At 62.8% G+C, this 25,362-nt stretch carries 30 protein-coding genes and 1 pseudogene; 23 read left to right on the top strand and 8 right to left on the bottom strand.

Going from position 1 to position 25,362, the window contains the following annotated elements:
* Positions 1–20: 20 nt before the first annotated feature.
* Positions 21–1,244 carry an MFS transporter gene (locus NKH23_RS26495; RefSeq protein WP_352716417.1) on the bottom strand — a complete coding sequence of 408 codons (1,224 nt, stop codon included), beginning with the start codon at positions 1,242–1,244 and terminating at the stop codon, positions 21–23.
* 118 nt (positions 1,245–1,362) lie between these two features.
* Between NKH23_RS26495 and NKH23_RS26490 the strand changes: the two genes are divergently transcribed.
* The 7 genes from NKH23_RS26490 to NKH23_RS26460 all read left to right on the top strand — a co-directional run bounded on the left by NKH23_RS26490 (position 1,363) and on the right by NKH23_RS26460 (position 7,131).
* Positions 1,363–2,016 carry a TetR/AcrR family transcriptional regulator gene (locus tag NKH23_RS26490; protein ID WP_352716419.1) on the top strand — a complete coding sequence of 218 codons (654 nt, stop codon included), beginning with the start codon at positions 1,363–1,365 and terminating at the stop codon, positions 2,014–2,016.
* A gap of 133 nt (positions 2,017–2,149) precedes the next feature.
* Positions 2,150–3,076 (top strand): histone deacetylase family protein, encoded by a 927-nt coding sequence (locus tag NKH23_RS26485; protein WP_352716421.1) that lies wholly within the window; start codon positions 2,150–2,152, stop codon positions 3,074–3,076.
* 3 nt (positions 3,077–3,079) lie between these two features.
* Positions 3,080–3,331, top strand: coding sequence for an exodeoxyribonuclease VII small subunit (locus NKH23_RS26480; protein ID WP_352912451.1), 252 nt, complete (start codon positions 3,080–3,082; stop codon positions 3,329–3,331).
* A gap of 106 nt (positions 3,332–3,437) precedes the next feature.
* The gene (locus NKH23_RS26475; protein ID WP_352716423.1) at positions 3,438–3,704 is read left to right on the top strand and encodes a DUF2277 domain-containing protein; all 267 of its coding nucleotides are present in this window, start codon (positions 3,438–3,440) and stop codon (positions 3,702–3,704) included.
* A 9-nt stretch (positions 3,705–3,713) separates the two neighbouring features.
* Positions 3,714–4,634, top strand: coding sequence for a pirin family protein (locus NKH23_RS26470; RefSeq protein ID WP_352716424.1), 921 nt, complete (start codon positions 3,714–3,716; stop codon positions 4,632–4,634).
* A gap of 81 nt (positions 4,635–4,715) precedes the next feature.
* Entirely contained in the window at positions 4,716–6,629 is a 1,914-nt protein-coding gene (dxs, locus tag NKH23_RS26465) for a 1-deoxy-D-xylulose-5-phosphate synthase (protein WP_352516531.1), read from the top strand.
* Between the two features lie 307 nt (positions 6,630–6,936).
* Positions 6,937–7,131 (top strand): hypothetical protein, encoded by a 195-nt coding sequence (locus NKH23_RS26460; RefSeq protein WP_352716425.1) that lies wholly within the window; start codon positions 6,937–6,939, stop codon positions 7,129–7,131.
* Between the two features lie 32 nt (positions 7,132–7,163).
* On the opposite strand, the gene NKH23_RS26455 is transcribed toward NKH23_RS26460, so the two are convergent.
* Positions 7,164–7,565, bottom strand: coding sequence for a GFA family protein (locus NKH23_RS26455; RefSeq protein WP_352716427.1), 402 nt, complete (start codon positions 7,563–7,565; stop codon positions 7,164–7,166).
* 175 nt (positions 7,566–7,740) lie between these two features.
* Between NKH23_RS26455 and NKH23_RS26450 the strand changes: the two genes are divergently transcribed.
* The 4 genes and pseudogenes from NKH23_RS26450 (at position 7,741) to NKH23_RS26435 (ending at position 10,702) form a co-directional block, all read left to right on the top strand.
* Positions 7,741–8,520: a TlyA family RNA methyltransferase gene (locus NKH23_RS26450; RefSeq protein ID WP_352716428.1), complete on the top strand. Its 780-nt coding sequence runs from the start codon at positions 7,741–7,743 to the stop codon at positions 8,518–8,520.
* Positions 8,517–9,758, top strand: coding sequence for a class I SAM-dependent RNA methyltransferase (locus NKH23_RS26445; RefSeq protein WP_352716430.1), 1,242 nt, complete (start codon positions 8,517–8,519; stop codon positions 9,756–9,758). The genes NKH23_RS26450 and NKH23_RS26445 overlap by 4 nt, the downstream gene beginning before the upstream one ends.
* 80 nt (positions 9,759–9,838) lie before the next feature.
* Positions 9,839–10,209, top strand: a pseudogene (locus tag NKH23_RS26440) (antitoxin Xre/MbcA/ParS toxin-binding domain-containing protein).
* Complete coding sequence (locus NKH23_RS26435; RefSeq protein WP_502908386.1) at positions 10,175–10,702, top strand: RES family NAD+ phosphorylase; 528 nt, start codon at positions 10,175–10,177, stop codon at positions 10,700–10,702. Before NKH23_RS26440 ends, NKH23_RS26435 begins: the two are co-directional and overlap by 35 nt.
* Here NKH23_RS26435 and NKH23_RS26430 read toward each other — a convergent pair.
* From NKH23_RS26430 to NKH23_RS26420, 3 genes are all read right to left on the bottom strand, one after another.
* Positions 10,691–10,963, bottom strand: coding sequence for an AbrB/MazE/SpoVT family DNA-binding domain-containing protein (locus tag NKH23_RS26430; protein ID WP_352716433.1), 273 nt, complete (start codon positions 10,961–10,963; stop codon positions 10,691–10,693). The genes NKH23_RS26435 and NKH23_RS26430 overlap by 12 nt on opposite strands.
* A 52-nt stretch (positions 10,964–11,015) precedes the next feature.
* Positions 11,016–12,428, bottom strand: a complete 1,413-nt coding sequence (tldD, locus tag NKH23_RS26425) for a metalloprotease TldD (protein ID WP_352912448.1) — start codon at positions 12,426–12,428, stop codon at positions 11,016–11,018.
* Between the two features lie 128 nt (positions 12,429–12,556).
* Positions 12,557–13,081 carry an invasion associated locus B family protein gene (locus NKH23_RS26420; protein ID WP_352716436.1) on the bottom strand — a complete coding sequence of 175 codons (525 nt, stop codon included), beginning with the start codon at positions 13,079–13,081 and terminating at the stop codon, positions 12,557–12,559.
* A gap of 371 nt (positions 13,082–13,452) precedes the next feature.
* Here NKH23_RS26420 and coxB point away from each other — a divergent pair, with 371 nt between their 5' ends.
* The 11 genes from coxB (at position 13,453) to rnhA (ending at position 22,566) form a co-directional block, all read left to right on the top strand.
* A complete protein-coding gene (gene coxB, locus NKH23_RS26415; protein ID WP_352716437.1) occupies positions 13,453–14,331 on the top strand; it encodes a cytochrome c oxidase subunit II in 879 nt (292 codons plus the stop codon).
* A gap of 38 nt (positions 14,332–14,369) precedes the next feature.
* A complete protein-coding gene (ctaD, locus tag NKH23_RS26410; protein ID WP_292657466.1) occupies positions 14,370–16,022 on the top strand; it encodes a cytochrome c oxidase subunit I in 1,653 nt (550 codons plus the stop codon).
* Positions 16,023–16,097: 75 nt separating this feature from the next.
* Positions 16,098–17,042 (top strand): heme o synthase, encoded by a 945-nt coding sequence (locus NKH23_RS26405; RefSeq protein WP_352716439.1) that lies wholly within the window; start codon positions 16,098–16,100, stop codon positions 17,040–17,042.
* A 2-nt stretch (positions 17,043–17,044) separates the two neighbouring features.
* Positions 17,045–17,206, top strand: coding sequence for a cytochrome c oxidase system small membrane protein (locus tag NKH23_RS26400; RefSeq protein ID WP_198023516.1), 162 nt, complete (start codon positions 17,045–17,047; stop codon positions 17,204–17,206).
* A gap of 7 nt (positions 17,207–17,213) precedes the next feature.
* The gene (locus NKH23_RS26395; RefSeq protein WP_352489616.1) at positions 17,214–17,846 is read left to right on the top strand and encodes a cytochrome c oxidase assembly protein; all 633 of its coding nucleotides are present in this window, start codon (positions 17,214–17,216) and stop codon (positions 17,844–17,846) included.
* Between the two features lies 1 nt (position 17,847).
* Positions 17,848–18,729: a cytochrome c oxidase subunit 3 gene (locus NKH23_RS26390; protein ID WP_292657474.1), complete on the top strand. Its 882-nt coding sequence runs from the start codon at positions 17,848–17,850 to the stop codon at positions 18,727–18,729.
* Between the two features lie 82 nt (positions 18,730–18,811).
* Positions 18,812–19,198, top strand: coding sequence for a DUF983 domain-containing protein (locus NKH23_RS26385; protein ID WP_352463894.1), 387 nt, complete (start codon positions 18,812–18,814; stop codon positions 19,196–19,198).
* The gene (locus tag NKH23_RS26380; RefSeq protein ID WP_352716441.1) at positions 19,195–19,950 is read left to right on the top strand and encodes an SURF1 family protein; all 756 of its coding nucleotides are present in this window, start codon (positions 19,195–19,197) and stop codon (positions 19,948–19,950) included. Before NKH23_RS26385 ends, NKH23_RS26380 begins: the two co-directional genes overlap by 4 nt.
* 107 nt (positions 19,951–20,057) lie before the next feature.
* Positions 20,058–21,062, top strand: coding sequence for a 4-hydroxy-3-methylbut-2-enyl diphosphate reductase (ispH, locus tag NKH23_RS26375; RefSeq protein ID WP_292657484.1), 1,005 nt, complete (start codon positions 20,058–20,060; stop codon positions 21,060–21,062).
* A 5-nt stretch (positions 21,063–21,067) separates the two neighbouring features.
* Complete coding sequence (locus tag NKH23_RS26370) at positions 21,068–22,030, top strand: homoserine kinase (protein ID WP_292657487.1); 963 nt, start codon at positions 21,068–21,070, stop codon at positions 22,028–22,030.
* Positions 22,027–22,566: a ribonuclease HI gene (gene rnhA / locus NKH23_RS26365; protein ID WP_352912446.1), complete on the top strand. Its 540-nt coding sequence runs from the start codon at positions 22,027–22,029 to the stop codon at positions 22,564–22,566. The genes NKH23_RS26370 and rnhA overlap by 4 nt, the downstream gene beginning before the upstream one ends.
* A gap of 18 nt (positions 22,567–22,584) precedes the next feature.
* On the opposite strand, the gene NKH23_RS26360 is transcribed toward rnhA, so the two are convergent.
* The 3 genes from NKH23_RS26360 to NKH23_RS26350 form a co-directional block, all read right to left on the bottom strand.
* Positions 22,585–23,064: a DUF2938 domain-containing protein gene (locus NKH23_RS26360; protein ID WP_352716445.1), complete on the bottom strand. Its 480-nt coding sequence runs from the start codon at positions 23,062–23,064 to the stop codon at positions 22,585–22,587.
* A gap of 148 nt (positions 23,065–23,212) precedes the next feature.
* Positions 23,213–23,713 (bottom strand): peroxiredoxin, encoded by a 501-nt coding sequence (locus tag NKH23_RS26355; RefSeq protein WP_292657494.1) that lies wholly within the window; start codon positions 23,711–23,713, stop codon positions 23,213–23,215.
* Positions 23,714–23,796: 83 nt separating this feature from the next.
* Positions 23,797–24,603: a protein-disulfide reductase DsbD domain-containing protein gene (locus tag NKH23_RS26350; protein WP_353035750.1), complete on the bottom strand. Its 807-nt coding sequence runs from the start codon at positions 24,601–24,603 to the stop codon at positions 23,797–23,799.
* 147 nt (positions 24,604–24,750) lie between these two features.
* Here NKH23_RS26350 and NKH23_RS26345 point away from each other — a divergent pair, with 147 nt between their 5' ends.
* The gene (locus NKH23_RS26345) at positions 24,751–25,359 is read left to right on the top strand and encodes a YqgE/AlgH family protein (RefSeq protein ID WP_292657500.1); all 609 of its coding nucleotides are present in this window, start codon (positions 24,751–24,753) and stop codon (positions 25,357–25,359) included.
* The last annotated feature ends 3 nt before the right edge of the window (positions 25,360–25,362 follow it).

The following is a 25,362-nucleotide window of genomic DNA, read 5'->3' as shown; positions in this document are numbered from 1 at the left end:
GGGGCCGGACGCACCGGAAACTATTCCGCAGCGACCGCGGCTGCGTCGCATGCAGCCATGTCGCAGTTCGGCGCGGCAAGGCTGCGCTGGCCGGCGAGCACGATGACCAGCGCGATTGTGCCCGATGCCACCGATACCCAGAACCCGTTCTGCGCGCCGAAAGCGTCCACCATCCAGCCGGCGGCGAACGAGCCGAGCGCCATGCCGATGCCGATGCCGGTCATCACCCAGGTCACGCCTTCGGTCAGCACCGCCTCGGGCACGCGCCGTTCGATCAGGCCGAATGCCGTGATGAAGGTCGGCGAGATCGCCACGCCGCTGACGAAGACGGCCAGTGCCAGCAGCGGCACGGTGTCGGCGACGAGCAGCGGCAGCGTGGTAAGCGCAATGATAGCGATTGCGATGGCAAGCTGAATTTGCAGCGGCATTTTCAGGTTCAGGGCGCCGATGATGATGCCGACGACGAACGATCCGAGCGCGTAGACGCCGATGACGAAGCTGGCGGCGCCCGGCTGGCCAAGCTCCTTGGTGATCGCCACCGTGCTCACCTCGGTGGTGGCGAAGGTCGCGCCGATGAAGATCAGGGCCAAGGTGAGGATCTGGACCGGCCGCAGGCGGATTGCCGAGCCGCCCGAACCGTGTTCCACCGGTCGGGCTCGCGGTTCGGTCGAGCGCTGCAGGATGAAGGCCGTCGAACCGAAGGCGAGGAACAATGTGCTCGCGAGCACTCCCGCCTCCGGGAAAAGCGCGACACTCAGTCCGACCGACAGCGATGCGCCGGCGATGTAGACCAGTTCGTCCGCCGCCGACTCGAAGGCGAACGCCGTGTTCAGTTCGGGGCGGTTGCGAAAAATCTCCGTCCAGCGTGCGCGCACCATTGCCGGGATGCTGGGCATGACGGCGGCGAGCAGCGCCGAGACGAATAGCGTCCATATCGGCCAATGCTGATTGGCCGCCGCAATCAGGATCGCGAAAGCGAGCGTGGAAATCACGGTAGTCGGCACCACAATCCGCGTCTGGCCGAGGCGATCCACCAGCCGCGATACCTGTGGGGCGACGAAAGCGTTGGCCAGCGCATATGTCGCGGAGACGGCGCCGGCCAGCCAGTACTCGCCATCGGTCTGTGACAGCATGGCGACGATCCCGATAGGAGCCATGGCCATCGGCAGCCGGGCAACGAAGCCGGCTGCGGCGAAGCCTTTGGCGCCAGGAGCGCGAAAGATCTGGGAATAGGGATTTTGCATGGTCTGGCTCCTCGACAACGGATAGTCCGACGATTACATACGTAGCGTATGAGTTTAAATAGATCATACGTCTCGTATGTCAATTGGCATACGAGACGTATGTTAATAGGGCCAGACCATGCACAGACCACGCAAGGAGATGATTGCCGAAACCCGCGCCAAGCTGATCGGGGCGGCGCGCCAGGCCTTCGGCACGCTCGGCTATGCCGAAGCGTCGATGGATGATTTCACGGCATCGGCCGGGCTGACGCGCGGTGCGCTCTATCATCACTTCGGCGACAAGAAGGGCCTTCTCCAGGCGGTCATCGCCGAGATCGACGCCGAAATGTCGGCCCGGCTGAAGGTCGTTTCGGCCAAGCCGGACAATCTCTGGCAGGGCTTTGTCGACGAATGCACCGCCTATATCGAGATGGCGCTGGAGCCGGAGATCCAGCGTATCGTGCTTCGCGACGGGCCGGCGGTGCTCGGCGATCCATCGCAATGGCCAAGCCAGAGCGCATGCATCCGTTCGATGACGGAGAGCCTGCAAAGGCTGAGCGACGACGGAACCATTCTCGCCGTCGATTCCGAAGCCGCGGCAAGGCTGGTCAGCGGCGCCTCGCTGCATGCGGCGCAGTGGATCGCAAATTCGAACGATCCCGAAGCGACATCGAAGAAGGCAGTGAAGGCGTTCAAGGTTCTTCTGGAAGGGCTGCTCAATCGCACCGGCAGGCTGCATCAGCCTGATCGACCGTCGGCAATGCAGCCCGAAGTTGCCCGATCACCGGCCTGAGGTCATTCTTTTCGCCAATGTCAGACGGCTCGCGCTGGATCCAGCCGAGGCCGGCCGCGTAAACCCTGTTGAACATCGCGTCACCAGTGCGCGAAAACATGGCCAAAGCGGTGAGGCGCGCCTATATCGGGGCATGGCTACGAGACTTTACACCCATCCGATTTTCCTCGAGCACATAACACCGCCCGGTCACCCGGAGCGGCCGGACCGTCTGCGCGCCATTGAGCGTGTGCTTGACGATGAGGCTTTCGTGACGCTCGATCGCGTCCAGGCGCCGGAAGGCGACGAGGCAACCATCCTCTACGCGCATCCGCCCGAATTCGTCGACCGGGTCCGCGCAGCGATACCGGACACCGGCATCGCCCGTATCGACGCCGATACCACCGCCAGCCCAAAGAGCTGGCAGGCTGCCGTGACTGCGATCGGGGCTGCCAACGCCGCTGTCGACGACGTCTTCACCGGCCGTGCCGACAACGTCTTCGTCGCCGCGCGGCCGCCCGGCCATCATGCCGAAAAGACCACCTCCATGGGTTTTTGCCTGTTCAACACCGCGGCAATCGCGGCACGCTACGCCCAGAAGAACCATGGCGTCGACCGCGTCGCCGTCGTCGACTGGGATGTGCATCACGGCAACGGCACCCAGGACATCTTCTGGGACGATCCGTCGGTGCTCTATTGCTCGACACACCAGATGCCGCTTTACCCCGGAACCGGGGCCGTGAGCGAAACCGGCGCCGGCAACATCGTCAACGCGCCGCTGGCGCCGCAGAGCGGCAGCGATGCGTTCCGCGACGCCTTTCTGTCACGCATCCTGCCGGCGCTCGACAATTTTGCGCCCGACCTCATCATCATCTCCGCCGGTTTCGACGCCCACCACCGCGATCCGCTGGCCGAGATCAACCTGACCGAGGATGATTTCGACTGGGCAACCGGCCAGTTGCTCGAACGCGCCGGACGCCATAGCGGCAACCGGCTCGTCAGTCTGCTCGAGGGCGGCTACGATCTGCAGGGATTGGCATTTTCAGTCGCCGCCCATGTCGGGCGGCTGATGAAGGGATAGATGATGCCTGGTGAGACCAACGAGGACGTCAAGGCGATGAGCTTCGAGCAGGCGCTCGAGGCGCTGGAGAGGATCGTCGACGATCTGGAGCGCGGCGACGTGCCGCTCGACCAGTCGATCCGCATTTATGAGCGCGGCGAGGCGCTGAAGGCGCATTGCGACCGGCTGCTGAAAGCGGCCGAGGACAAGGTCGAGAAAATCAGGCTGTCGCGCGACGGCAAGCCGGTGGGGACAGAGCCGCTGGATGCGGATTGAGGCGCGGCCTCGAACAACAATTGTGCTTTCCGGCTTTGGACATCATGATTGAGGATAAAACTCATCCCGTTTGAAACGGCTCCAGGACGAGAGGAGATTGCGAACGATGTGCAGAAACATCAAAACCCTGTTCAATTTCGATCCGCCGGCAACCAATGACGAGGTTCGCGATGCCGCACTTCAGTTTGTCCGCAAGCTGAGCGGAGCGACGCGGCCGTCGAAACAGAACCAGCATGCGTTCGACCATGCCGTCGAGGCCATTGCCGCATCGGCGCGCGAATTGCTCGATAGCCTTGAGACGACGCAGCATCCGCGCAATCGCGAAGAGGTGGCGGCCAAGGCGAAGGCCAAATCTGCACTTCGCTTCGCCTGAGGGGACCGCGTGAGCTTCTTTCCCGGAAACGACCCGCAGTTGGGCGATGCCTTCGCCAGCGATCAGATCGAGTTGATGGTCATTCCGAACGCCAAGGATATTGGCGGATTTCAGGTTCGCCGCGCCTTGCCGACGGCCAGGCGCCGGCTGGTCGGACCCTTCATCTTCTTCGACCGCATGGGTCCGGCCGTTCTGCGGGCCGGCCAGGCGCTCGACGTGCGCCCGCATCCGCATATCGGCCTGTCGACGGTGACCTACCTGTTCGACGGCAAGATCAGGCACCGCGATTCGCTCGGCACCGAGATGGTGATCCAGCCCGGCGACGTGAATTTGATGACCGCCGGCCGCGGCATCGTCCATTCGGAGCGCACGCCGGAAGAATTGCGCGGCGCGCCAATGTCGGTTTCCGGCCTGCAGACATGGTTGGCGCTGCCGGACGGCAAGGAAGAGGTCGCGCCGGTCTTCGAAAACACCGCGGCCCCGCGCCTGCCCGAGATCGATGCAGAGGGTGTCAGCGGGCGTATCGTCATCGGTGCGTTTTCCGGGCTGCGCTCCCCGGTCGCCACCGCTTCGGACACGCTTTATGTCGATCTCAGGCTGGCGCCGGGTGCCAGCGTGAAAATCCCAGCCGAAGCCGAGGAGCGCGCCATCTATACGCTGGAAGGCGCGGTTTCGATATCCGGTGACAGCTTTCCGGCCGAGCGGCTGCTGGTTTTCCGGCCCGGCGATGAGATCGTTGTCTCATCGGAGGGCGGCGCCCATTTCATGCTGTTTGGCGGCGCTTCGCTCGGTTCGAAACGTTATATCTGGTGGAATTTCGTATCGTCCTCAAAGGAACGCATCGAGCAGGCGAAAGAAGAATGGAAGACGGGCCGCTTCGATATCGTTCCCGGAGACGAGCAAGAGTTCATCCCGCTGCCCGAAAGCTGATGCGCGTTACCGCCACATTTACATTCGCCGGCCAGCGGCATATTTCACGATGAACAGAAAATCTGACCAGGCTCGCAAACAGTGAACGCAAAGCCCGATACGCCGCTTCTCGACAAGGTCCGCGTCCCAGCCGATTTACGCACGCTTGCCGAAGGCGACCTGCCGCAGCTGGCGTCCGAGCTTCGCGCCGAGCTGATCGACGTCGTTTCCCATACCGGCGGGCATCTCGGCGCCGGCCTTGGCGTCGTCGAACTGACCGTCGCGCTGCACTACGTCTTCAACACGCCGGACGACCGGCTGATCTGGGACGTCGGCCACCAGGCCTATCCGCACAAGATCCTGACCGGCCGCCGCGACCGCATCCGCACGCTGCGGCAGGAGGGCGGGCTGTCCGGTTTCACCCGTCGCGTCGAGAGCGAATACGATCCGTTCGGCGCAGCCCACTCCTCGACCTCGATTTCAGCCGGCCTCGGCATGGCGATGGCGCGCGATCTGTCCGATGGCCGCAACAATGTCATTGCCGTCATCGGCGACGGCGCCATGTCGGCCGGCATGGCCTATGAGGCGATGAACAATGCCGGCGCACTCGATGCCCGGCTGATCGTCATCTTGAACGACAACGATATGTCGATCGCTCCGCCGACCGGCGCGATGAGCGCCTATCTGGCCCGTCTGGCGTCGGGCAAGACCTATCTGGGCTTGCGCGATTTCGGCAAGAAGCTGACGTCCTATCTCGGCGAGCGCGCCGATCGCGCCATCAAGCGCGCGGTCGAGCACGCACGCGGCTACGTCACTGGCGGCACGCTGTTCGAGGAAATGGGTTTCTACCACATCGGCCCGATCGACGGTCACAACCTCGAGCACCTGATCCCGGTGCTGAAGAACGTCCGCGACAATGCCGACGGCCCGGTGCTGATCCATGTCGTGACCCAGAAGGGCAAGGGCTATGCCCCGGCCGAGGCGGCCGCCGACAAATATCACGGCGTCAACAAATTCGACGTCATCACCGGCGCCCAGGCCAAGGCGCCCGCCAATGCGCCGAGCTACACCAAGGTGTTTGCCGAAAGCCTGATCCAGGAGGCCCGAGAGGACGACCGCATCGTCGCCATCACCGCCGCCATGCCGAACGGCACCGGGCTTGACCTGTTCGGCGAAGCGTTTCCGGCGAGGACCTTCGATGTCGGCATTGCCGAGCAGCATGCGGTGACCTTCGCCGCCGGCCTTGCCACGGAAGGCTTCAAGCCTTTCGCGGCGATCTACTCGACCTTCCTGCAGCGCGCCTACGACCAGGTCGTTCACGACGTGGCGATCCAGAAATTGCCGGTGCGCTTTCCGATCGATCGCGCCGGCTTCGTCGGCGCCGATGGCGCCACGCATTGCGGCGCCTTCGACACTACCTTCCTGGCGACGCTGCCCGGTTTCGTCGTCATGGCCGCGGCCGATGAGGCCGAACTGCGCCACATGGTACGCACCGCTGCAAGCTACGATGACGGCCCGATCGCCTTCCGCTATCCGCGCGGCAATGGCGTTGGTGTCGAGATGCCGCAACGCGGCTCGGTGTTGGAGATCGGCAAGGGCCGGATCGTCAGGGAGGGCACCAAGGTTGCGCTGCTTTCCTTCGGCACCAGGCTGCAGGATTGCCTGGCCGCGGCCGAGGAGCTTGGCGCGGCCGGGCTTTCGACCACGGTGGCCGATGCCCGTTTTGCCAAGCCGCTCGACGAGGATCTGATCCGGCGGCTGGCCCGTTCGCACGAGATACTGGTGACGGTGGAAGAGGGCGCTGTCGGCGGCTTCGCCAGCCATGTGCTGCAGTTCTTGGCTCACGAAGGGCTGCTGGAGAGCGGCCTGAAGGTGCGCCCGCTGGTGCTGCCCGACGCTTTCGTCGACCATGCCAAGCCGGAAAAGATGTATGCCGATGCCGGGCTGGACAGCGCCGGCATCGTGCGCACCGTGTTCGTGGCACTGGGGCATACCGCGCAGGCCCAGCGCGCCTAGCTTTTAGACGCATTTCCCGCGACGCCAAAGCGATCAACTTGGCTGCAAGATGCTAGTCTGAATCAAATTCTCAACTGCTTGAATCAAATTGCCGGTGAACAGTCGTAACATGCTGTTTACGCTTCCGTTTGGCGATTTGCTTACCGTGTCCTTTGGCCATTTTTCAACGCCGCCCTGCTAGCAGGCAACCAGGCAGGGGAAAGAAGACCAATGAGATCGCTTTTGGGGCGGCATCGCGCTAACGGCCATCTTCGCCGAGTCGACCGCGGCCGAAACGCGCTACGACCGCAATCTCGAAAACGCGGTGATGGGCGTCGTCGCCGGCAAGATCGGCGAAATCCGTGGCGGCTTTACCGACAAACAGGCGCCGCAATTCGTCGTGCGCGATACCTTGCCGAAGGCGCCCATTTCCGTTGACCGGCCGCGCCCGCAGGTGTCCGGCGACAGCAACGAAGGTCTGACGCCGGCCGTCGAACGGCGGGCTTCGCGGACCATCTTCTAAAGGATGATCCCGATAAGGCTCTAGAAACTAGACTAGAACCACATATCCCGCACACAGCGACCATCTCTCGGCAAATCCTCGAATGTATCGAGACCATCGAAATGGTCGATCGGGAGATCGGCGACGGCCTCGGGCGGCGCAAGCCTCACATTGACGGCGATGCGGTAGCGCCCAGCCGCATCGGGATGCAAACCGCGCCAGGCCAGGACGCAAGCGCACGTTGGACAGAAGAGAATCTCAAGCGAAGGATGAGCCTTTCCGGCGCGCCGATAGGCGCTTACGGGCCCGGCAAGGCGGATGCGTTCGTCGACATAGTCGTAAGCCCAGAGCGTGCCGTAGCGACGGCAAAGTGTGCAATTGCAGGCAGTGATCGAACCTGGATCGCCCTCCAGGGTCCAGTGGGCTGCGCCGCAGTGGCAGGTTCCCGTCAGCATGTTCCTCCTCCGCGTTTCGACGGCAAAACGGCATCGCTTTCTTAGCATTGCGTCGGGCCTGGCGCGAGGTTCGACAAACAGCGCAGCGGCTGATGAGTTCACCCGCTTTTCCAACTATGCCTTGTCTCATCGCCAATATCCTTGCCATCATCGTTGGCATTCGCCATGAAGGCCGATGACTTCCCTTCCGCCAGCCAGCATACGCCAGCGGCTCGACGAATTGCTCGTCCAGCGCGGCCTGTTTGCCAGCCGCTCGCGTGCCCGTGACGCGGTCGAGCGCGGCACCGTGACGGTCGATGGCATCGTCGCCCGCAAGCCGGGCCAGGCCGTTCTGCCTGAGTGCAACATCGTCGTTGACGATCCGGCGCAAGGTTACGTCTCGCGCGCCGCACTGAAGCTGAAGGCTGGTCTCGACCATTTCGGCCTCGACCCCACCGGTAGCGAAGCCCTCGATGTCGGTGCCTCGACCGGCGGCTTCACGCAAGTGCTGCTCGAACGCGGCGTGGCGCATGTCACGGCGATCGATGTCGGGCACGGCCAGATGCACTCCGACATTGCCGGCGATCCGCGCGTGACGGTAATTGAAGGCCTGAATGCGCGCGAACTGTCGGCCGCCGATCTCGGCGGCCGTGTGCCGGATTTCATCGTCTCGGATGTCAGCTTCATCTCGCTGAAACTGGCGCTGCCACCGGCGCTTGCTTTGGCCAGGAACGGCGCAAAAGCCGTGTTTCTGGTCAAGCCGCAATTCGAGGCCGGCCGCGAGGCAATCGGCAAGGGCGGCCTGCTGAATGACCCCTATGATGCGGCGCGTATTGCCGGCCTGATGCAGGACTGGCTCGACACCATTCCCGGCTGGCGCTCGCTTGGGCTGCATCTGTCGCCGATAGAGGGCGGCGACGGCAACCGCGAGTTCCTGCTCGGCGGCATCAAGGACGTCGAGACCCAGAAGCGATGAGCACCCGTTTCACGATCGCAAGATTGGGCTCGCAGGGCGACGGCATCGCCGAGACGGAAACCGGCGAGGTTTTCATTCCATTCGCGCTGCCGGGAGAGGTCGTCACCGCCGCGCGGGAGAAAGATCGCGCCACCTTGATGTCGGTGCTTGAGGCTTCGCCGCTGCGGGTCGATCCGCCGTGCCGGCATTTCGGCGCGTGCGGCGGCTGCGCCGTCCAGCATCTCGAGACTGAAGCCTATCACCGGTGGAAGCATGAAAAAGTCGTACACGCACTGAAGAGCAAGGGCATCGCTTGCGATGTCGGCGCGCTGGTGCCGTGCGCGCCGCACACGCGCCGCCGCGTCGTCTTCACCGCCCGGCGGAGCGAGGCGGGAATGCAGTTCGGCTTCGTCCGCGCGCTGTCATCCGAGATCATCTCGATCGAGGAATGCCCGATCTCGCTGCCGCAGATCGTCGCTGCGCTCGACCGTTTGAGGATGCTTGCTGGGCTGATCTGCACCACGACCAAATCGTTCCACATGGCGGTGACGGTGACCGGTTCCGGCCTCGATGTCGCGGTTCACGATTCCGGCAAGCTCGGCGAGAACCAGCGCCGCGTCGCCTCCAACTTCGTCATCGCCGAGGGGCTAGCCAGGCTGTCGGTCGACGGCGAGATCATTATCGAACCAAAGAAACCGGTCATCCTGTTTGGTGGCGTCGCCGTCGCAGTGCCTCCGGGCGCTTTCCTGCAGGCGACCGAGGCTGCCGAACAAGCGATGGCCAACATTGTCGGCCAGCATCTCGCTCGTGCCAAAAAGGTCGCCGATCTCTTCGCCGGCTGCGGCAGCTTCGCGCTGCGCCTGGCCGCAAAATCGGAGGTTCATGCGGTGGAAGGCGATGCGGCAGCACTCTCGGCGCTTGACCGGGCCTTCCGTTTCGCCAGCGGCCTGAAGCGGGTGACCGGCGAACGTCGCGACCTGTTCCGGCGGCCGCTCACATTCAAGGAGTTGAATGCCTTTGACGGCGTTGTCTTCGACCCGCCTCGCGCCGGCGCCGAGGACCAGTCGAAGCAGATCGCGCGCTCCGACGTGCCGCTCGTCGCCGCAGTGTCCTGCAATCCGGTAACGCTGGCGCGGGATCTTCGCATCCTCCTCGATGGCGGCTACGCCCTGAAAGGCGTTACGCCGATCGACCAGTTCCTGTGGTCGCCGCATGTCGAGGCCGTGGCGCTGTTGGAGAAGCCGAGACGAAGGCGATAGCAGCATTTATGGGGCGCGAAAATGCGCACCAACAAAGCGCATTTGAACGTGCGTTGTTCAAAATGTGCTAGGAAATTGCAATGAGCACCAAAGCCTTTGAGATTTCGGCATCGCGCTTCGGCGAGGAGCGGGCGCCGTTTCTCTCGCCAAGGCGGGTCGCTGAACTGCTGGGGATCAATATGACAGAACTGGCGGGGCTACGGGTCTCGCGCGCAACACGCTTGCCGCCAAGTCCTGCGCGCGCAAGGTCGACGCCGCATTGAGTCCCATCGTCCGTATCCTGGTGATGGCCGGCGAGATGGCCGGTGATGAACATCGTGCGGCCATCTGGTTCAAGCATCAGCCGATCCCCGGTTGGGCCGGAAAGACCGCCTAGGATCTCGTTCGCGAAGGCAAGACGGACAAGGTGCTTGCCTATCTGGAGGCAGTCCGCTCCGGCATCTATGCCTGAACCCAGGCTGATCCTATGGTGCGCTTTTGTGCCGCGCTGGGCCCATCTGCCGCTTTCCGGTGAGGGCGCGGCCCGCTTCGGCGGCCGCTGGAATCCGATTGGCACGCCGGCGATCTACGCCGCCCGGGAACTGTCCACGGCTTGGGCTGAGTACAATCAGGGTTTTGTCCAGCACCCGGCGCTGATTGCACAATTGAAACTGTCAGGCGCCCGGCTGGCCGACCTGACAGGCGCCGATACGCTGTCGAAGCTCGGTGTAACGGCGGACATTCACCGATGCGAATGGCGTGACATCGTGGATAGAGGTTTTGTGCCCGAGACGCACCAGCTGAGAAACCGCTTGCTTGCCGACGGGCTGCACGGCGTGATCTACCCGTCCTTCATGTCGCCCGGCGGCACATGCGTCGCGCTGTGGAACGAAAACGATGCTCCGGGTCTCGAAATCATCGATCCCGACCATCGCCTGCCGAAAACACCGGCTTCATGGTTTTAGGGCAGTTCGAGCTGCGGCGAGCACACCCGCCTCCATCTCTTCCAACGTCTTCGGCCTGCCTTTGTGGGGCAGGGATCCAAACACGTCCTCGGGCCGTGTCTCGGCGAAGACCCGCGCTGGTTTCAGCAGCACGCCCTCCGGAGTATCTTCGACCAGCAGACATGTGCCGGTGGCCCATTGCTTCTGCTCTCGGATCGCGCTGGGCAGCACGATGCTTCCGTCTGCCGAGACTGTGGTCGTGAGCCCTTTCATGGTAGGCATCGCGGCGCATCCTTTTAGCGAACGCAAGACATAAACCAGGTGACAGCCGCCATCAAACCCTGGTGCCGCCGACCGTCATCTGGTTCATCCTGAGATGCGGCTGGCCGACACCGACCGGCACACCCTGTCCGGCCTTGCCGCACATGCCGATGCCGGTGTCGAGCTTCATGTCGTTGCCGATCATCGAAACGCGATGCATGGCATCCGGCCCGTTGCCGATCAGCATGGCGCCCTTGATCGGTTGCGTCACTTTGCCGTTCTCGATCATGTAGGCTTCGGTGCAGCCGAACACGAACTTGCCCGAAGTGATGTCGACCTGGCCGCCACCGAACGACACGGCATAGATGCCGTTCTTGACGGAGGCGATGATCTCGTCCGGCTCCATGTCGCCTGCTGTCATGTAGGTGTTGGTCATGCGCGGCATAGGCTCGTGCGCGTAACCTTGGCGTCGCCCGTTGCCGGTGGCTTTCATGCCCATTAGCCGGGCGTTCTGGCGGTCCTGCATGTAGCCGACCAGCTTGCCATCGTTGATCAGAACGTTATGGGCCGAAGGCGTGCCCTCATCGTCGACAGTCAGCGAACCTCGCCGCTCGGGCATGCTGCCGTCATCAACGACGGTGACGCCTTTCGCCGCCACCTGCTGGCCAAGCAGGCCGGCAAAGGCCGACGTCTTCTTGCGGTTGAAATCGCCTTCCAGGCCGTGGCCGACCGCCTCGTGCAACATGACGCCCGGCCAGCCGCTCGACAGCACGATGTCGAAAGTGCCGGCAGGCGCTGGAACCGCTTCGAGATTGACCAGCGCTTGCCGCAATGCCTCCTTGGCAGCGTGCCGCCAGCTGTCCTCGACCAGGAATTCGCCAAAATCCTTGCGGCCTCCCATGCCGTAGGAGCCGCTCTCCTGGCGGTCGCCGTCGCCGACCACCACCGACACGTTGATCCTGACCAGCGGACGGATGTCGCGCACCATCTGGCCGTCGGCGCGCACGATCTCGATATGCTGCCAGGAGGCGGCGAGCGACGCCGTCACCTGCCTGACGCGCGGATCCTCGGACCGCAGCCATGCATCGATTTCCTGGAGCAGCTTGGCCTTGGTCTCGAAGGAAGGCGAGGGGATAGGGTTTCCGTCGCCGTAGAGATGGCGGTTGGTGCGGGCAGGCGCTGCTGCAAGCGTGCCGGAATAGCCGCTTTTCACCGTCGAAACGGCGTCGGCTGCGCGCAGCAGCGAGGCTTCGGAGAGATCGCTGGAATGGGCGTAGCCGCTGGCTTCGCCGGCGACGGCACGCAGGCCGAAACCCTGGTCGGTGTTGAAATTCGCGGTCTTCAGCTTGCCATTGTCGAACATCAGCGATTCGCTCTCGCTGTATTCGAGAAACAGTTCACCGTCGTCGGCGCCGTTAATAGTCTCGGCAACGATCTGCTTGATGCGATCGTCGGAAATGTCGAATTGGCCGATCAGGCTGTTCATGGCAGATCCATTCGCAGGAGGATTGTTTCCCACGATGTAGGCGCGAAGGCCCCCACAGACAATCTGAAATGAGATTTTGCCGTGACCGCGGCCGGTCAACATCACTGGATCGTGCTACAACACCGCGTTCAGGGCAGGGCGGCGAAGCCGTCGGCGAAACCCTTGAGGTCGACGGGAATGCCGATGCCCTCTTCCGGTGTCTGGAAGACGATGAAGGTGGCGGACGTACCGGTCTTCAGCGTGTCGAGCAGCGGCTTTTCCAGGATGACCTCGGCATAGCAGCCGTCCTGGAAGCAGCGCACGAAGTAGGCGCGGCCGATATCCTTGCCGTCGACATTGAGGCCGAGGCCGTTGGGCAACAGCACACCGAGCGGCGCCAGCACACGAAGGATTTCGGCCTTGTTGTCTGCTGTGCGCAGCACGACGACGGAAAGACCCATTTCCGGGCGGTCCTCGGCGACGACGTTCTGCATCATCACGCATTGTTCGGACGTAGCACCGGCCGGCGTATCGCAGATGATCGACCACGCCCCATGCGTCGACTTCACCGTGCCGCTTGGCTGCGCGGCATTGGCCAGGCCGCCGCCGGACAAGGCTATTGCGGCGGCAACAAGGATGACCTTCGCCAAGGTTCTCGAAAGCCAAGGGTTCATGACGGCTCCATTGCGAATCACGGCACTTTAAGCCGCACTAAACCCAAGTAAAGGACGAGACCCCGGCGATCTGCCCCGACATAGGCGACAATGCGCTTTTCAGTGCGAATTTCGCCCTAATTGCGACTGTTCCGCGCGCCGCGCGGCTCATTCTACCCGGACGCCGCTTCGGTGATTCGCGGCGAGCCGTCACCGCAGGATGCCAGCGCCACGCTTGCGCGCAAAAATGCCGCACGGGTTCCGGCGCTCCTTTCTTGCGGAGGCAAATAGAGTATGGTTTGAACCAGCCTTGAATTGTCCGGGATTCCCGTCCCGGCATTGTTCGACATTCTTGCGGTCCGATCGCGAGGAACTGGGAGATGACGAGGGCGATGAGAAAATTCCTGGCAACCGCCAAAATCGTAGCTAGTGCCGCCGCCACGTTGTTTGCCGCTGCATCCGCTCATGCAGCCCAGCCCCAACCTTGGGAAACCAGTTTTCAGCCTCCGGCGACCGACATTATGAGGCAGATCGAGTGGTTCGGGAACTACTCGTTCGCGTTCATCATTGTGATCACCGCCTTGGTGCTTTTCCTGATCGCCTACTGCATTTTGCGGTTCCGGGCGAGCGTCAACCCGACCCCGTCGCGCACCAGCCACAACACGCTGATCGAGGTCATCTGGACTGTCGGTCCCGTCGTCATCCTGCTCTGTCTCGCCATTCCCTCGTTCCAGCTGCTGACCGCGCAATACACGCCGCCGGAAGAAGCCAAGCTGACCGTCAAGGCGACGGGCAATCAGTGGAACTGGGATTACGAATATCAGGTCGACAACACGCTTTCCTTCAATTCCGCGATCCTTCAGGATGCCGACAGGGCTGCTGCCGGCAAGGAAGATCGCGCCGCTTATCCGCGCCTGCTCGCCGTCGACAATGAGATGGTGGTGCCGGTCAACACCATGACCCGCGTACTGGTGACGGCGACCGACGTCATTCACGCCTTTGCCATGCCTTCCTTCGGCATCAAGACCGACGCGGTGCCGGGCCGCATCAACGAGGTGTGGTTCAAGGCCGACAAGGAAGGCCTCTATTACGGCCAGTGCTCGGAACTCTGCGGCAAGGACCACGCCTTCATGCCGATCGCCATTCGCGTCGTCTCCGATGCGCGATACAAGACCTGGCTGGCGGCAGCCAAGACCGACCTTCCCGGCGCCAACAAGGCGCTGATGGCCGAGGTCGATGGCACGAACAAGGTAGCGGCCGCCGGCAACTGATGCCGCGACCAGAAAAGATTCAGGGAACGGAGCCGACCATGGCAGACGCTGCAGCTCACGACGACCACGACCACAAGCCGTATCATGGCTGGGTCCGGTGGGTGTATTCGACCAACCACAAGGACATCGGTACGCTTTATCTGATCTTCGCGATCATGGCGGGCTGCATCGGTGGCGCCTTGTCGGTCGTCATGCGCATGGAATTGCAGGAGCCGGGCATCCAGATATTCACTGGCTTGGCGCAGATGGTCTACGGCATGAACGGTGACGCCGCCATCGACGGCGGCAAGAGCATGTACAATGCTTTCACCACCGCGCATGCGCTGATCATGATCTTCTTCATGGTAATGCCGGCGCTGATCGGCGGCTTTGCCAACTGGATGGTGCCGATCATGATCGGCGCGCCGGATATGGCGTTCCCGCGCATGAACAACGTGTCGTTCTGGCTGCTGCCGCCGGCTTTCATCCTGCTGATTTTCTCGGCCTTCGTCCCGAGCGCGCCCGGCGCCTACGGCGTCGGCGGCGGCTGGACGCTTTATCCGCCGCTGTCGACATCGGGCCAGCCCGGACCGGCCATGGACCTGGCGATCCTTTCAATCCACATCGCCGGCGCCTCCTCGATTCTTGGCGCCATCAACTTCATCACCACCATCTTCAACATGCGCGCGCCCGGCATGACCATGCACAAGATGCCGCTGTTCGCTTGGTCGGTGTTGATCACCGCCTTCCTGCTGCTTCTGTCGCTTCCGGTGTTGGCCGGCGGCATCACCATGCTTTTGACCGACCGCAATTTCGGCACCACGTTCTTCGCCCCGGACGGCGGCGGCGATCCGATCCTGTTCCAGCACCTGTTCTGGTTCTTCGGCCATCCGGAGGTCTACATTCTGATCCTGCCGGGTTTCGGGATCATTAGCCACATCATCTCGACCTTTTCGAGGAAGCCGGTGTTCGGCTATCTCGGCATGGCCTATGCGATGGTTGCCATCGGCGCGGTGGGCTTCATCGTCTGGGCCCACCACATGTACACGACGGGCCTGTCGCTCGACACCCAGCGCTATTTCGTCTTTGCCACCATGGTCATCGCGGTGCCGACGGGCGTGAAGATCTTCTCGTGGATCGCCACTATGTGGGGCGGGTCGATTTCGCTCAAGACCCCGATGCTGTGGGCGATCGGCTTCATCTTCCTGTTCACTGTTGGCGGCGTCACCGGCGTGCAGCTGGCCAATGCCGGCCTCGACCGCCCGCTGCACGACACCTACTTCGTGGTCGCGCACTTCCACTACGTGCTGTCGCTGGGCGCGGTCTTCGCGATCTTCGCCGGCTGGTACTACTGGTTCCCGAAAATGACCGGCTACATGTACTCACCCGTGATCGCGAACACCCACTTCTGGGTCACTTTCGTCGGCGTCAACCTGGTCTTTTTCCCGCAGCACTTCCTCGGCCTTTCCGGTATGCCGCGTCGCTATATCGACTATCCCGATGCCTTCGCCGGCTGGAATATGGTGTCGTCCTACGGCTCGTACATCTCGGCTGTCGGCGTCGTCATCTTCCTGTTCGGCGTCTTCGAGGCGTTCCAGAAGAAGCGGGTCGCCGGCGCCAATCCTTGGGGCGAGGGTGCGACCACGCTGGAATGGCAGCTGCCTTCGCCGCCGCCGTTCCACCAGTGGGAACAGTTGCCGAAGATCAAGTAGGCGGTTGCCTCCTTAATACGGAACCGCCGGCCGACAGGCGGTTTTGGCCAACGGAATGATGGACTTTAAGTACGCATGGCCCTTGCCGAAGACAGACTGATTGACGAGCCGGGCTTCCGCATGTCGGAAGCGACGGCGGGCGATTTCTTCGCCCTGCTGAAGCCGCGCGTCATGTCGCTGGTGGTGTTCACCGCGTTTGTCGGCATGGTCGCCGCCCCGGTGACCATCAATCCGCTGCTGGCGGTGATCGCGATCCTGGCTATTGCCATTGGTGCTGGCGCGTCCGGTGCGCTCAACATGTGGTACGACGCAGACATCGATGCGGTGATGACGCGCACCGCCGGCCGTCCCGTGCCGGCCGGCCGCATCCGGCCAGGCGAGGCATTGAGTTTCGGGTTGGTGCTGTCGGTTTTATCGGTGATGACGCTCGGCGTGCTGGTCAACTGGTTGGCCGCATCGCTGCTGGCCTTCACCATCTTTTTCTATGCCGTCATCTATACGATGTGGCTGAAGCGCTGGACGCCGCAGAACATCGTCATCGGCGGTGCTGCCGGTGCCGTTCCGCCGGTCATCGGCTGGGTGGCGGTAACCGGATCGGTCAGCCTCGAAAGCTTGGTGCTGTTCCTGATCATTTTCCTGTGGACGCCGCCGCATTTCTGGGCGCTCGCGCTCTTCAAGTCGGAGGACTATGCGAAGGCAGGCATTCCGATGATGCCGAATGTCGCCGGCCAGGCCTCGACCAGGCGCCAGATCTTTGGCTATGCGCTGGTCCTCGCGCCGGTTGGCGTGCTGCCCTGGGTTCTCGGCTTCACCACGCCGGCCTATGGCGTCGTTGCATTGCTGCTCGGCGGCGGCTTCGTCTGGTATGCGTGGAAGGTGCTGCAAATGGCCGATGACGACCGGGCGATGAAGCCGGCCAAGGCCTTGTTTGGCTATTCGCTGCTCTATCTCTTCGCCATCTTTGCCGCCTACCTTGGCGATTGCGTCGTCGCGCGCGCGCTGACCATCGGTGGAGCGTGAGCATGGCCGAAAAAAAGCTTGAACTGGTCACGCTGACCGAACGTCAGCAGAAGGCCCGCCGCAATCGCTCGGCCGCAATCGGTTTCGCGCTGGCGGCGCTGGTCGTCATATTCTACGTCGCGACCATCGTGAAATTTGGTCACAGTTTCCCCGGCTCGATGTGAGCTGACGATGACCAGGCAAACAGTCACCGATCCTACGAAGAAAAATACGAACCGCGTCGTCGCCGGCGTCTGCATCGCGTTCTTCGGTGGCATGATCGGCATGGCCTACGCCGCGGTGCCGCTTTATGCGATGTTCTGCCAGGCGACAGGCTACGGCGGCACCGTCAAACGGGCGACCCAGCAATATGCCGATCGGGTGCTCGACCGCGACATCACCATCCGCTTCGATGCCAACACCGTCGGCGTTCCCTGGCAATTCCAGCCGGTCGCCCGCTCGATCACCATCAAGATCGGCGAGACCGCCGAGGCGCATTTCAGCGCGACCAACAAATTCAGCCGGCCCATCACCGGACGTGCCACCTTCAACGTGCAGCCGGAACTGGCCGGACCTTACTTCAACAAGGTCGAGTGTTTCTGCTTCACCGACACGACGCTGAAGCCGGGCGAGACACTGGACATGCCGGTCGTGTTCTATGTCGATCCCGACATCGTCAACGCGCCGGAACTGAAGGATTTGAAGACGATTACCCTGTCCTACACGATGTTCCCGGTCGACAAGACCAAGCCGGTCGCATCATCGGTGCCGGCCGACGGCCGCCGCAACAAGATTTCAGATACCGAAGCAAGCCTCGGGGGTTGATATGGCAGACGCACACGCAAAACCACAACATGACTACCACCTCGTCGACCCGAGCCCGTGGCCTTTCCTGGGCTCCGTCGGGGCGCTGGTGACCGCGCTCGGCGGTGTCTGTTACATGCAATATCTCAAGGGCGGCGATTTCCCGATCTTCGGTTTCAACATCGCCAACCCATGGCTGTTCTTCATCGGCCTGCTGATCGTCATCTACACGATGTTCGCCTGGTGGTCGGATACGATCAAGGAAGCGCATGAGGGACACCACACCCGTGTCGTGTCGCTGCATCTGCGCTACGGCATGATCATGTTCATCGCCTCCGAGGTGATGTTCTTCGTCGCCTGGTTCTGGGCCTTCTTCGACGCCAGCCTGTTTCCGGGCGAGGTCCATCAATACGCCCGTACCGCCTTCACCGGCGGCGTCTGGCCACCCAAGGGCCTCGAAGTTCTCGACCCCTTCCATCTGCCGCTTTACAACACCGTCATCCTGCTTCTGTCGGGCACCACGGTGACCTGGGCGCACCACTCGCTCATCCACGGCGACCGCAAAGGTCTGATCAATGGCTTGGTGCTGACCGTCGGCCTCGGCATGCTGTTCACCATGGTGCAGGCCTACGAGTACATGCACGCGCCGTTCGGCTTCAGGGATTCAATCTACGGCGCCACCTTCTTCATGGCGACCGGCTTCCATGGTTTCCACGTCATCATCGGCACGATCTTCCTGCTGGTCTGCCTGATCCGCGCCATGAAGGGCGACTTCACGCCCAAGCAGCATTTCGGCTTCGAGGCCGCCGCCTGGTACTGGCACTTCGTCGACGTGGTGTGGCTGTTCCTGTTTGCCTCGATCTACGTCTGGGCATCGAACGGCGCGATGATCGAACCACACTGAGATCGAGCTGAGGAAATCGACAAGGCGGCTGCGGCGACGTGGCCGCCTTATCTTTTGTGGCAAATGCTCCTAGGATGACCTCATGAGCGACGACAAGGCGATCTGGCCACCAATCGATCCGATCTCGGCCGGCCTGCATGGCCGCTGCCCCCGCTGCGGCGAGGGCAGACTGTTCTCTGGGTTCCTCACGGTCGGCAATCGCTGCACCAATTGCGGCCTCGATTATTCCTTCGCCGATGCCGGCGACGGGCCGGCGGTGTTCGTTATCCTGATCATCGGCTTCATCGTCGTCGGTCTGGCGCTGTGGATGGAGGTGACGCTCAATCCGCCGCTCTGGCTGCATCTGCTGCTGTGGATTCCGCTGACGCTGGTGCTTTGCCTGGCGGCGCTCCGGTTGATCAAGGGCGTCCTGCTGACGCTGCAATACCGCAACAAGGCGGCCGAGGGCCGGCTGGACCGCGGCGAATGAGCGAGGCATCAGGTTTGGTGGCCGGCCGGTCGCGGCCGAAGCGCGCATTGGCGCTCGGCCTGGGTATCGTCGTGTTTTTGATACTGCTGGCGCTCGGCACCTGGCAGGTTCAGCGCCTGCACTGGAAAGAGGGCCTTCTCCAGACGATAGACCAGCGGACGCATTCGGCGCCTGTGCCATTGGCCGAGGTCGAAAAGCGGTTTGCTGCCACTAGCGACGTGGACTACACGCCGGCAACGGTGACCGGCACTTTCCTGCATCAAGGCGAGCGGCATTTCCTCGCCACCTGGGAAGGCCAGTCCGGTTTCGATGTCTTCACGCCGCTGCAGCTCGACGATGGCCGTTTCGTACTGATCAACCGCGGCTTCGTGCCTTACGATTTCAAGGACCCAGCCAAGCGGCCGCAGGGGCAGGTAACGGGCGAAGTGACGGTGACGGGGCTCGCCCGCAACCCACTGCCGGCCAAGCCCTCGATGATGCTTCCCGACAATGATCCGCAGAAGAACATCTTCTACTGGAAAGATCGTGACGCGATGGCCTCGAGCGCCGGCTTGCCAGCAGGAGCGGCGCTGGTGCCGATCTTCATCGATGCGAACGCCACGGCCAACCCCGGCGGGCTGCCGGTTGGCGGTGTCACCGTCATCGACCTGCCGAACAGCCATCTGCAATATGCGATAACCTGGTACGGCCTTGCCGCCGCCCTTGCCGGCGTCCTGATCTCCTGGCTCCGCCGCCCGGCGAAAGACCAATGATCGCCGCCACTACCCTTGACAGGGCAGGGCCGCACACCTCATTTCGCGCCTTGAGCTCAGAAGTCATAGTCCGATCAACCGGCCTACAATCAGCGTAAGATGCAATCATGCTTCACACAAAGCCACCGCTGACCATCCGGCTCTGCCAGCCGCGCGGTTTCTGTGCGGGCGTTGACCGTGCGATCCAGATCGTCGTGCTGGCGCTGAAGAAATACGGCGCGCCGGTTTATGTCCGCCACGAGATCGTGCACAACCGCTACGTCGTCGAAGGGCTGCAAAGCCTCGGCGCGGTGTTCATCGAGGAGCTCTCCGAGATCCCGCCCGAGCATCGCCAGAGCCCGGTCGTCTTTTCGGCGCATGGCGTGCCGAAATCGGTGCCGGCCGACGCCCGGTCCCGCAACCTATTCTATCTCGACGCGACTTGCCCGCTGGTCTCGAAAGTCCACAAGCAGGCAATGCGCCATCAGCGGCTGGGCCGCCACGTGCTTTTGATCGGCCATGCCGGGCATCCGGAGGTGATCGGCACAATGGGCCAGTTGCCGGACGGCGCGGTCACTCTGATCGAGACCGAAGCCGACGCCGCAAGCTTCGTGCCTGCAGACCCGCAAGCGCTCGGCTTCGTGACCCAGACGACGCTGTCAGTCGAGGACACCGCCGGTATCATCCGCGCGCTGCAGCAACGTTTTCCCGAGCTGCACGCGCCGGCGGCGGAATCGATCTGTTATGCCACCACCAATCGCCAGGAAGCGGTCAAGGAGACAGCGGCCGGCGCCGATCTCTTCCTGGTTGTCGGCGCACCTAACTCCTCCAACTCGCGGCGCCTGGTCGAAGTGGCCGAGCGCGCCGGCGCCTCGATGTCGCTTCTCGTGCAGCGCGCCTCCGAAATTCCGTGGAATGACATTGTCGGCATCTCGACGCTCGGCCTGTCGGCGGGCGCTTCGGCGCCGGAGATCATCGTCGACGAGATCGTCGATGCGTTCAGGCAGCGCTTCGACGTGACCATCGAGCTGGCCGTGACGGCGACGGAGACGGAGGATTTTCCGGTGATGCGGGTGTTGCGCGATGTCGAACTGACGGCTGCCGACATGGCCTTCGTCAACGGGGCTGCGTAGCCACGATGGCGGTCTACACCGACGTCAATGAGGGCGAGCTCGGCGCGTTCCTCAGCAACTATCCGGTCGGCGATCTCTTGTCCTACAAGGGCATCGCCGAAGGCACCGAAAACTCGAATTTTTTACTGCACACCAGCAGCGGCTCCTACATCCTGACGCTTTACGAGAAGCGCGTCGACAAGGCTGACCTGCCGTTCTTTCTCGGCCTCATGGCCCACCTCGCCAGAAAGGGCATTTCGTGCCCGCTCCCGGTCACCGCACATGATGGCGGTGTGATCGGAACACTTGCCGGCCGGCCGGCGGTCATTATCACCTTTCTCGAAGGCCTGTCGCTGCGGCGGCCGACGGCTGCGCATTGCGGCGAGGTCGGCAAGGCGCTGGCGGCACTGCATCTCGCCGGCGCGGATTTTCCGATGACCCGCCCCAACGCCCTTGCCATCGATGGCTGGCGCAAGCTGTGGAATGCCGCCCGCGCCCGCGCCGACGAGGTCGAGCCGGGACTGGCGGCCGAGGTCGATGCCGATTTCGCCGATTTCGAGCGAAACTGGCCGAACGGTCTGCCGCAGGGCATCATCCATGCCGATCTTTTCCCGGACAATGTGTTCTTCCTCGGCGAGAAACTGTCCGGGCTGATCGACTTCTATTTCGCCTGCAACGACCTCTACGCTTATGACGTTGCCACGTGCCTGAACGCCTGGTGCTTCGAGAAGGATTTTTCCTTCAATCTGACCAAGGGCACGGCGCTGCTTGCCGGCTACCAAGGCGTGCGGCCGTTGAGCGGTGACGAGAAAGCTGCGCTGCCGATGCTGGCGCGCGGCTCGGCGCTGCGCTTCATGCTGACCCGGCTCTACGACTGGCTGACGGTTCCGGACGGCGGGCTGGTGATGAAACGCGACCCGACCGAGTATATTCGCCGGATGCGCTTCCACCGGGCGATCAACTCTCCTTCCGAATATGGACTGACATGACCAAGCGCGTTGAAATCTCCACCGATGGTGCCTGTTCGGGCAATCCCGGGCCTGGCGGCTGGGGCGCAATCCTGCGCTTCAACGGCGCCATCAAGGAACTCCACGGTGGCGAGGCTCTGACCACCAACAACCGCATGGAGCTGTTGGCCGCCATCTCGGCTCTCAATGCGCTCAAGGAACCTTGCGTCGTCGACCTTTATACCGACAGCAACTATGTCAAGGACGGTATTTTCAGCTGGATCGACGGCTGGAAGCGCAACGGCTGGAAGACGGCCGCCAGGCAGCCGGTGAAGAATGCCGAGCTGTGGCAGCAGCTCGACGCAGCGCGTAACCGCCATCAGGTCACCTGGCATTGGGTCAAGGGCCATGCCGGCCATCCCGAGAACGAGCGTGCCGACGAATTGGCGCGGCTCGGCATGGCGCCATTCAAGACGAAGTCGGCGAAACCCGCGCTCGCGTCCGTAACGCCGAAGGAAGGCACCCAGTCCAAGCAATCGGCGGCCAAGAAGGTTCGGCGCTCGACCCAGAGTTATTGATCCGGTTGAACTGGCGTGTCAGCGGATTAGAAGGGCGGTGCCGAACAGTCCGATTGCAAACACCGTATGCGACACAAGATTCAGGGCGCGGACCTGCATCGGATTGGGCCGCTTCGAAGCGGCCCAGCCGGCGCCCATGCCGGGCGCCAGCAGAAACCACCCGGCGCCGACGGTGACCATGCTGAGGATAAAGGCCGGCAGGAAGGTCGGCGCGGTGAGCCAGGCCGTTCCGGCCAGCACGACCAGTATGATGCCGTAGACGATGCCGACAGCATAATGAAAGGCCCAGCCAAGTACTGATTCATGCGCGTAGGGCGAGGCCTCGCCAATGTCGTCATGGAAGACCTTGCCTTCCCTGAGATGCCAGACCCAGCGGCCGACCAGCCCCCAGTTCGGCCGCGGTTGAGCAAACGCCTTGTTCAGGAAAATCGCCCAGACATCCATAAGCGCGGTTGCGCCGATGCCGATCGCGACGCTGCGCCAGACGATGTCAGACATAATCGAGGTCCCCAAAAGCAAGCAGTTCCGAAGCGCCGACGCATGGCCCCGAAAACCGGGTCGGCTTTCGGAGGGATCATGCGCCAATGCAAAAAGTCAGCGTCCTTTGGACGCTGAGCGCTCGAAGGCGCCCGCCGCCGTCCCTGGCCTATGCTGTCGCCAAGACGGAAAGCTGTCCGAGAATGTGAGCCGCACCGGATTCGTCGACGCCGGGCTTTGTCTCGACATTGAGCGCGGTGACCTTGCCGTCGTCGACGATCATCGAAAAACGCTTCGAGCGCAGCCCCATGCCGCCACTGGAGAGGTCGGCGTCGAGGCCGACCGATTTGGCGAAATCGCCATTGCCATCGGCAAGATAAAGGATTTTGCCTTCACCGCCGCTGAAGCGGGCCCAAGCCCCCATGACGTGAACATCGTTGACCGAGACGACGGCGATAGTGTCGACGCCGCGCGCCAGGATGGCGTCGTAATTGTCCAGGTAGCCGGGCAGATGATTGTTGCTGCAGGTTGGCGTGAAAGCGCCTGGAACCCCAAACAGCACGACCGTCTTTCCTGAGAATATCTCGCCCGTCGTGATCGGCTTTGCACCGTCGGCGGTCATTGTCTTGAAGGTCGCATCGGGCAGTTTGTCGCCAACGGAGATCGTCATGATGGTCCTCGCTTGAGAATGGAAAGGGAGTGTCCTTGCGATAGCGAACTAAGGCGCGCCCGGCAACCGTCCAGACGTTGGCATCACGGAAAAGGCAGCAGGCCTTCGACCGCGCCAGCGGCACTTGTCAGTGTGTAGTGCAGGCCGCCGTCGGTTGGCGTTGTCGACGGCCTGTCGAGGATCGGCACAGTAAAGATCAGCTTGCCATCCTTTTCGCTGCGCGCGGGGGCACCGAACATGTAGTCGCGTTCGCCGGCAACGAAGAAGTCGGCGGCCTCGGGACTGCCCGGAAAGCTCGCTTCGACAATCAGCGTTTCGTGGTCGCCCGGCAGTACGTTTATGCCGAAATCGGGCGTTGCCGTGGCGGGCAGGGTGGCAAGGCCTGCCTTGACCAGTGCCGCGTCCACGGCGTTGTCCGGATCGGCGCCGGGATCGACGGTCAGCCTCGTCTGCACCGGGATGCAGATGGTTTCGCAAATGCCGAGGAAGATATCCGCATCGATGACGGCCGGCTGGCCGGGCGCGGCAAGCGTGAACGTCACCGGCAACGAAACCGGGTGGTCGTAGCCGGCCCATTTGCCATAGCCGTCGTCATGGCGCTGCGGCGGCGGAAACGAAAGCGTCGCGTCGGCAATGTTGGTGCTGGCCGAGACGTCGATCTGTGGCGGCACGCCTGCATCGCCCGGATCGCGCCAATAGGTTTTCCAGCCGGGCTTCAGCGCAATGTCGAGGACGCCCTGGAGACGTCCGGCCTCGTCGGCTTTGCCGCTCGTTACCAGTCGCACCCTGCCGCCTTCGCTGTTGTACCAGGCCGACGAGGAGGCTGAGGCTGGGAGGCCGGTCGCCGATCCAATGGCCACACTAAGCAGCAGGATTTTCAAGCTTTGCATGACGGTGATTTGATCGTCCGTTGATGGCCGCACAATGATTTCATGACGCGGCCGGCATCATATTTGCGTGACCTTCGATTTACGAGCCTGATCAAATCGGGCGCCGCCCATCTTTTCGACGCTTCGGAAACGCGTTACGCTGTGGCCATGGATTTGTTGCGCCATAAAAGGACGGCCGCAGGACCCGGCTTTCTCGACGACCAGTTCCTGATTGCCATGCCCGGCATGAAGGACGACCGCTTCACGCGCTCTGTCATCTACATTTGCGCGCACAGCGACGAAGGCGCGATGGGGCTGATCATCAACCAGACGCAGCAGATGCTGTTTCCGGACCTGCTCGTACAACTTGGCATCATGAATGAGATGGAGGCGATCCGCCTGCCACCGCCGGCGCGCGACTTCGTCGTGCGCAATGGCGGACCGGTGGATCGCAGCCGCGGCTTCGTCCTGCATTCGGGCGACTACCGGGTGGAATCCTCGCTCGCCGTGTCCGACGACGTCTGCCTGACCGCGACCGTCGACATATTGCGCGCCATCTCCTCCGGCCGCGGACCCCGGCGGGCGCTGATGGCGCTCGGTTATGCCGGCTGGGGTGCGGGCCAGCTTGAAAACGAGATCGTCGAGAATGGCTGGCTGACTTGCCCGGCAAGTGCCGAGCTTCTGTTCGACGCCGACATCGACCGCAAATACGACCGGATCCTTGCCTCGATCGGCATCGATCTCGCGCATCTCAGCCTGGCTGCCGGTCACGCCTGAGCC

This window comes from Mesorhizobium sp. M1328, from assembly GCF_040318075.1.
Taxonomy (GTDB): Bacteria; Pseudomonadota; Alphaproteobacteria; order Rhizobiales; family Rhizobiaceae; genus Mesorhizobium.
The sequence above is the reverse complement of the archived record's forward strand: the minus strand, read 5'-3'. Positions and strand labels throughout refer to the sequence as shown.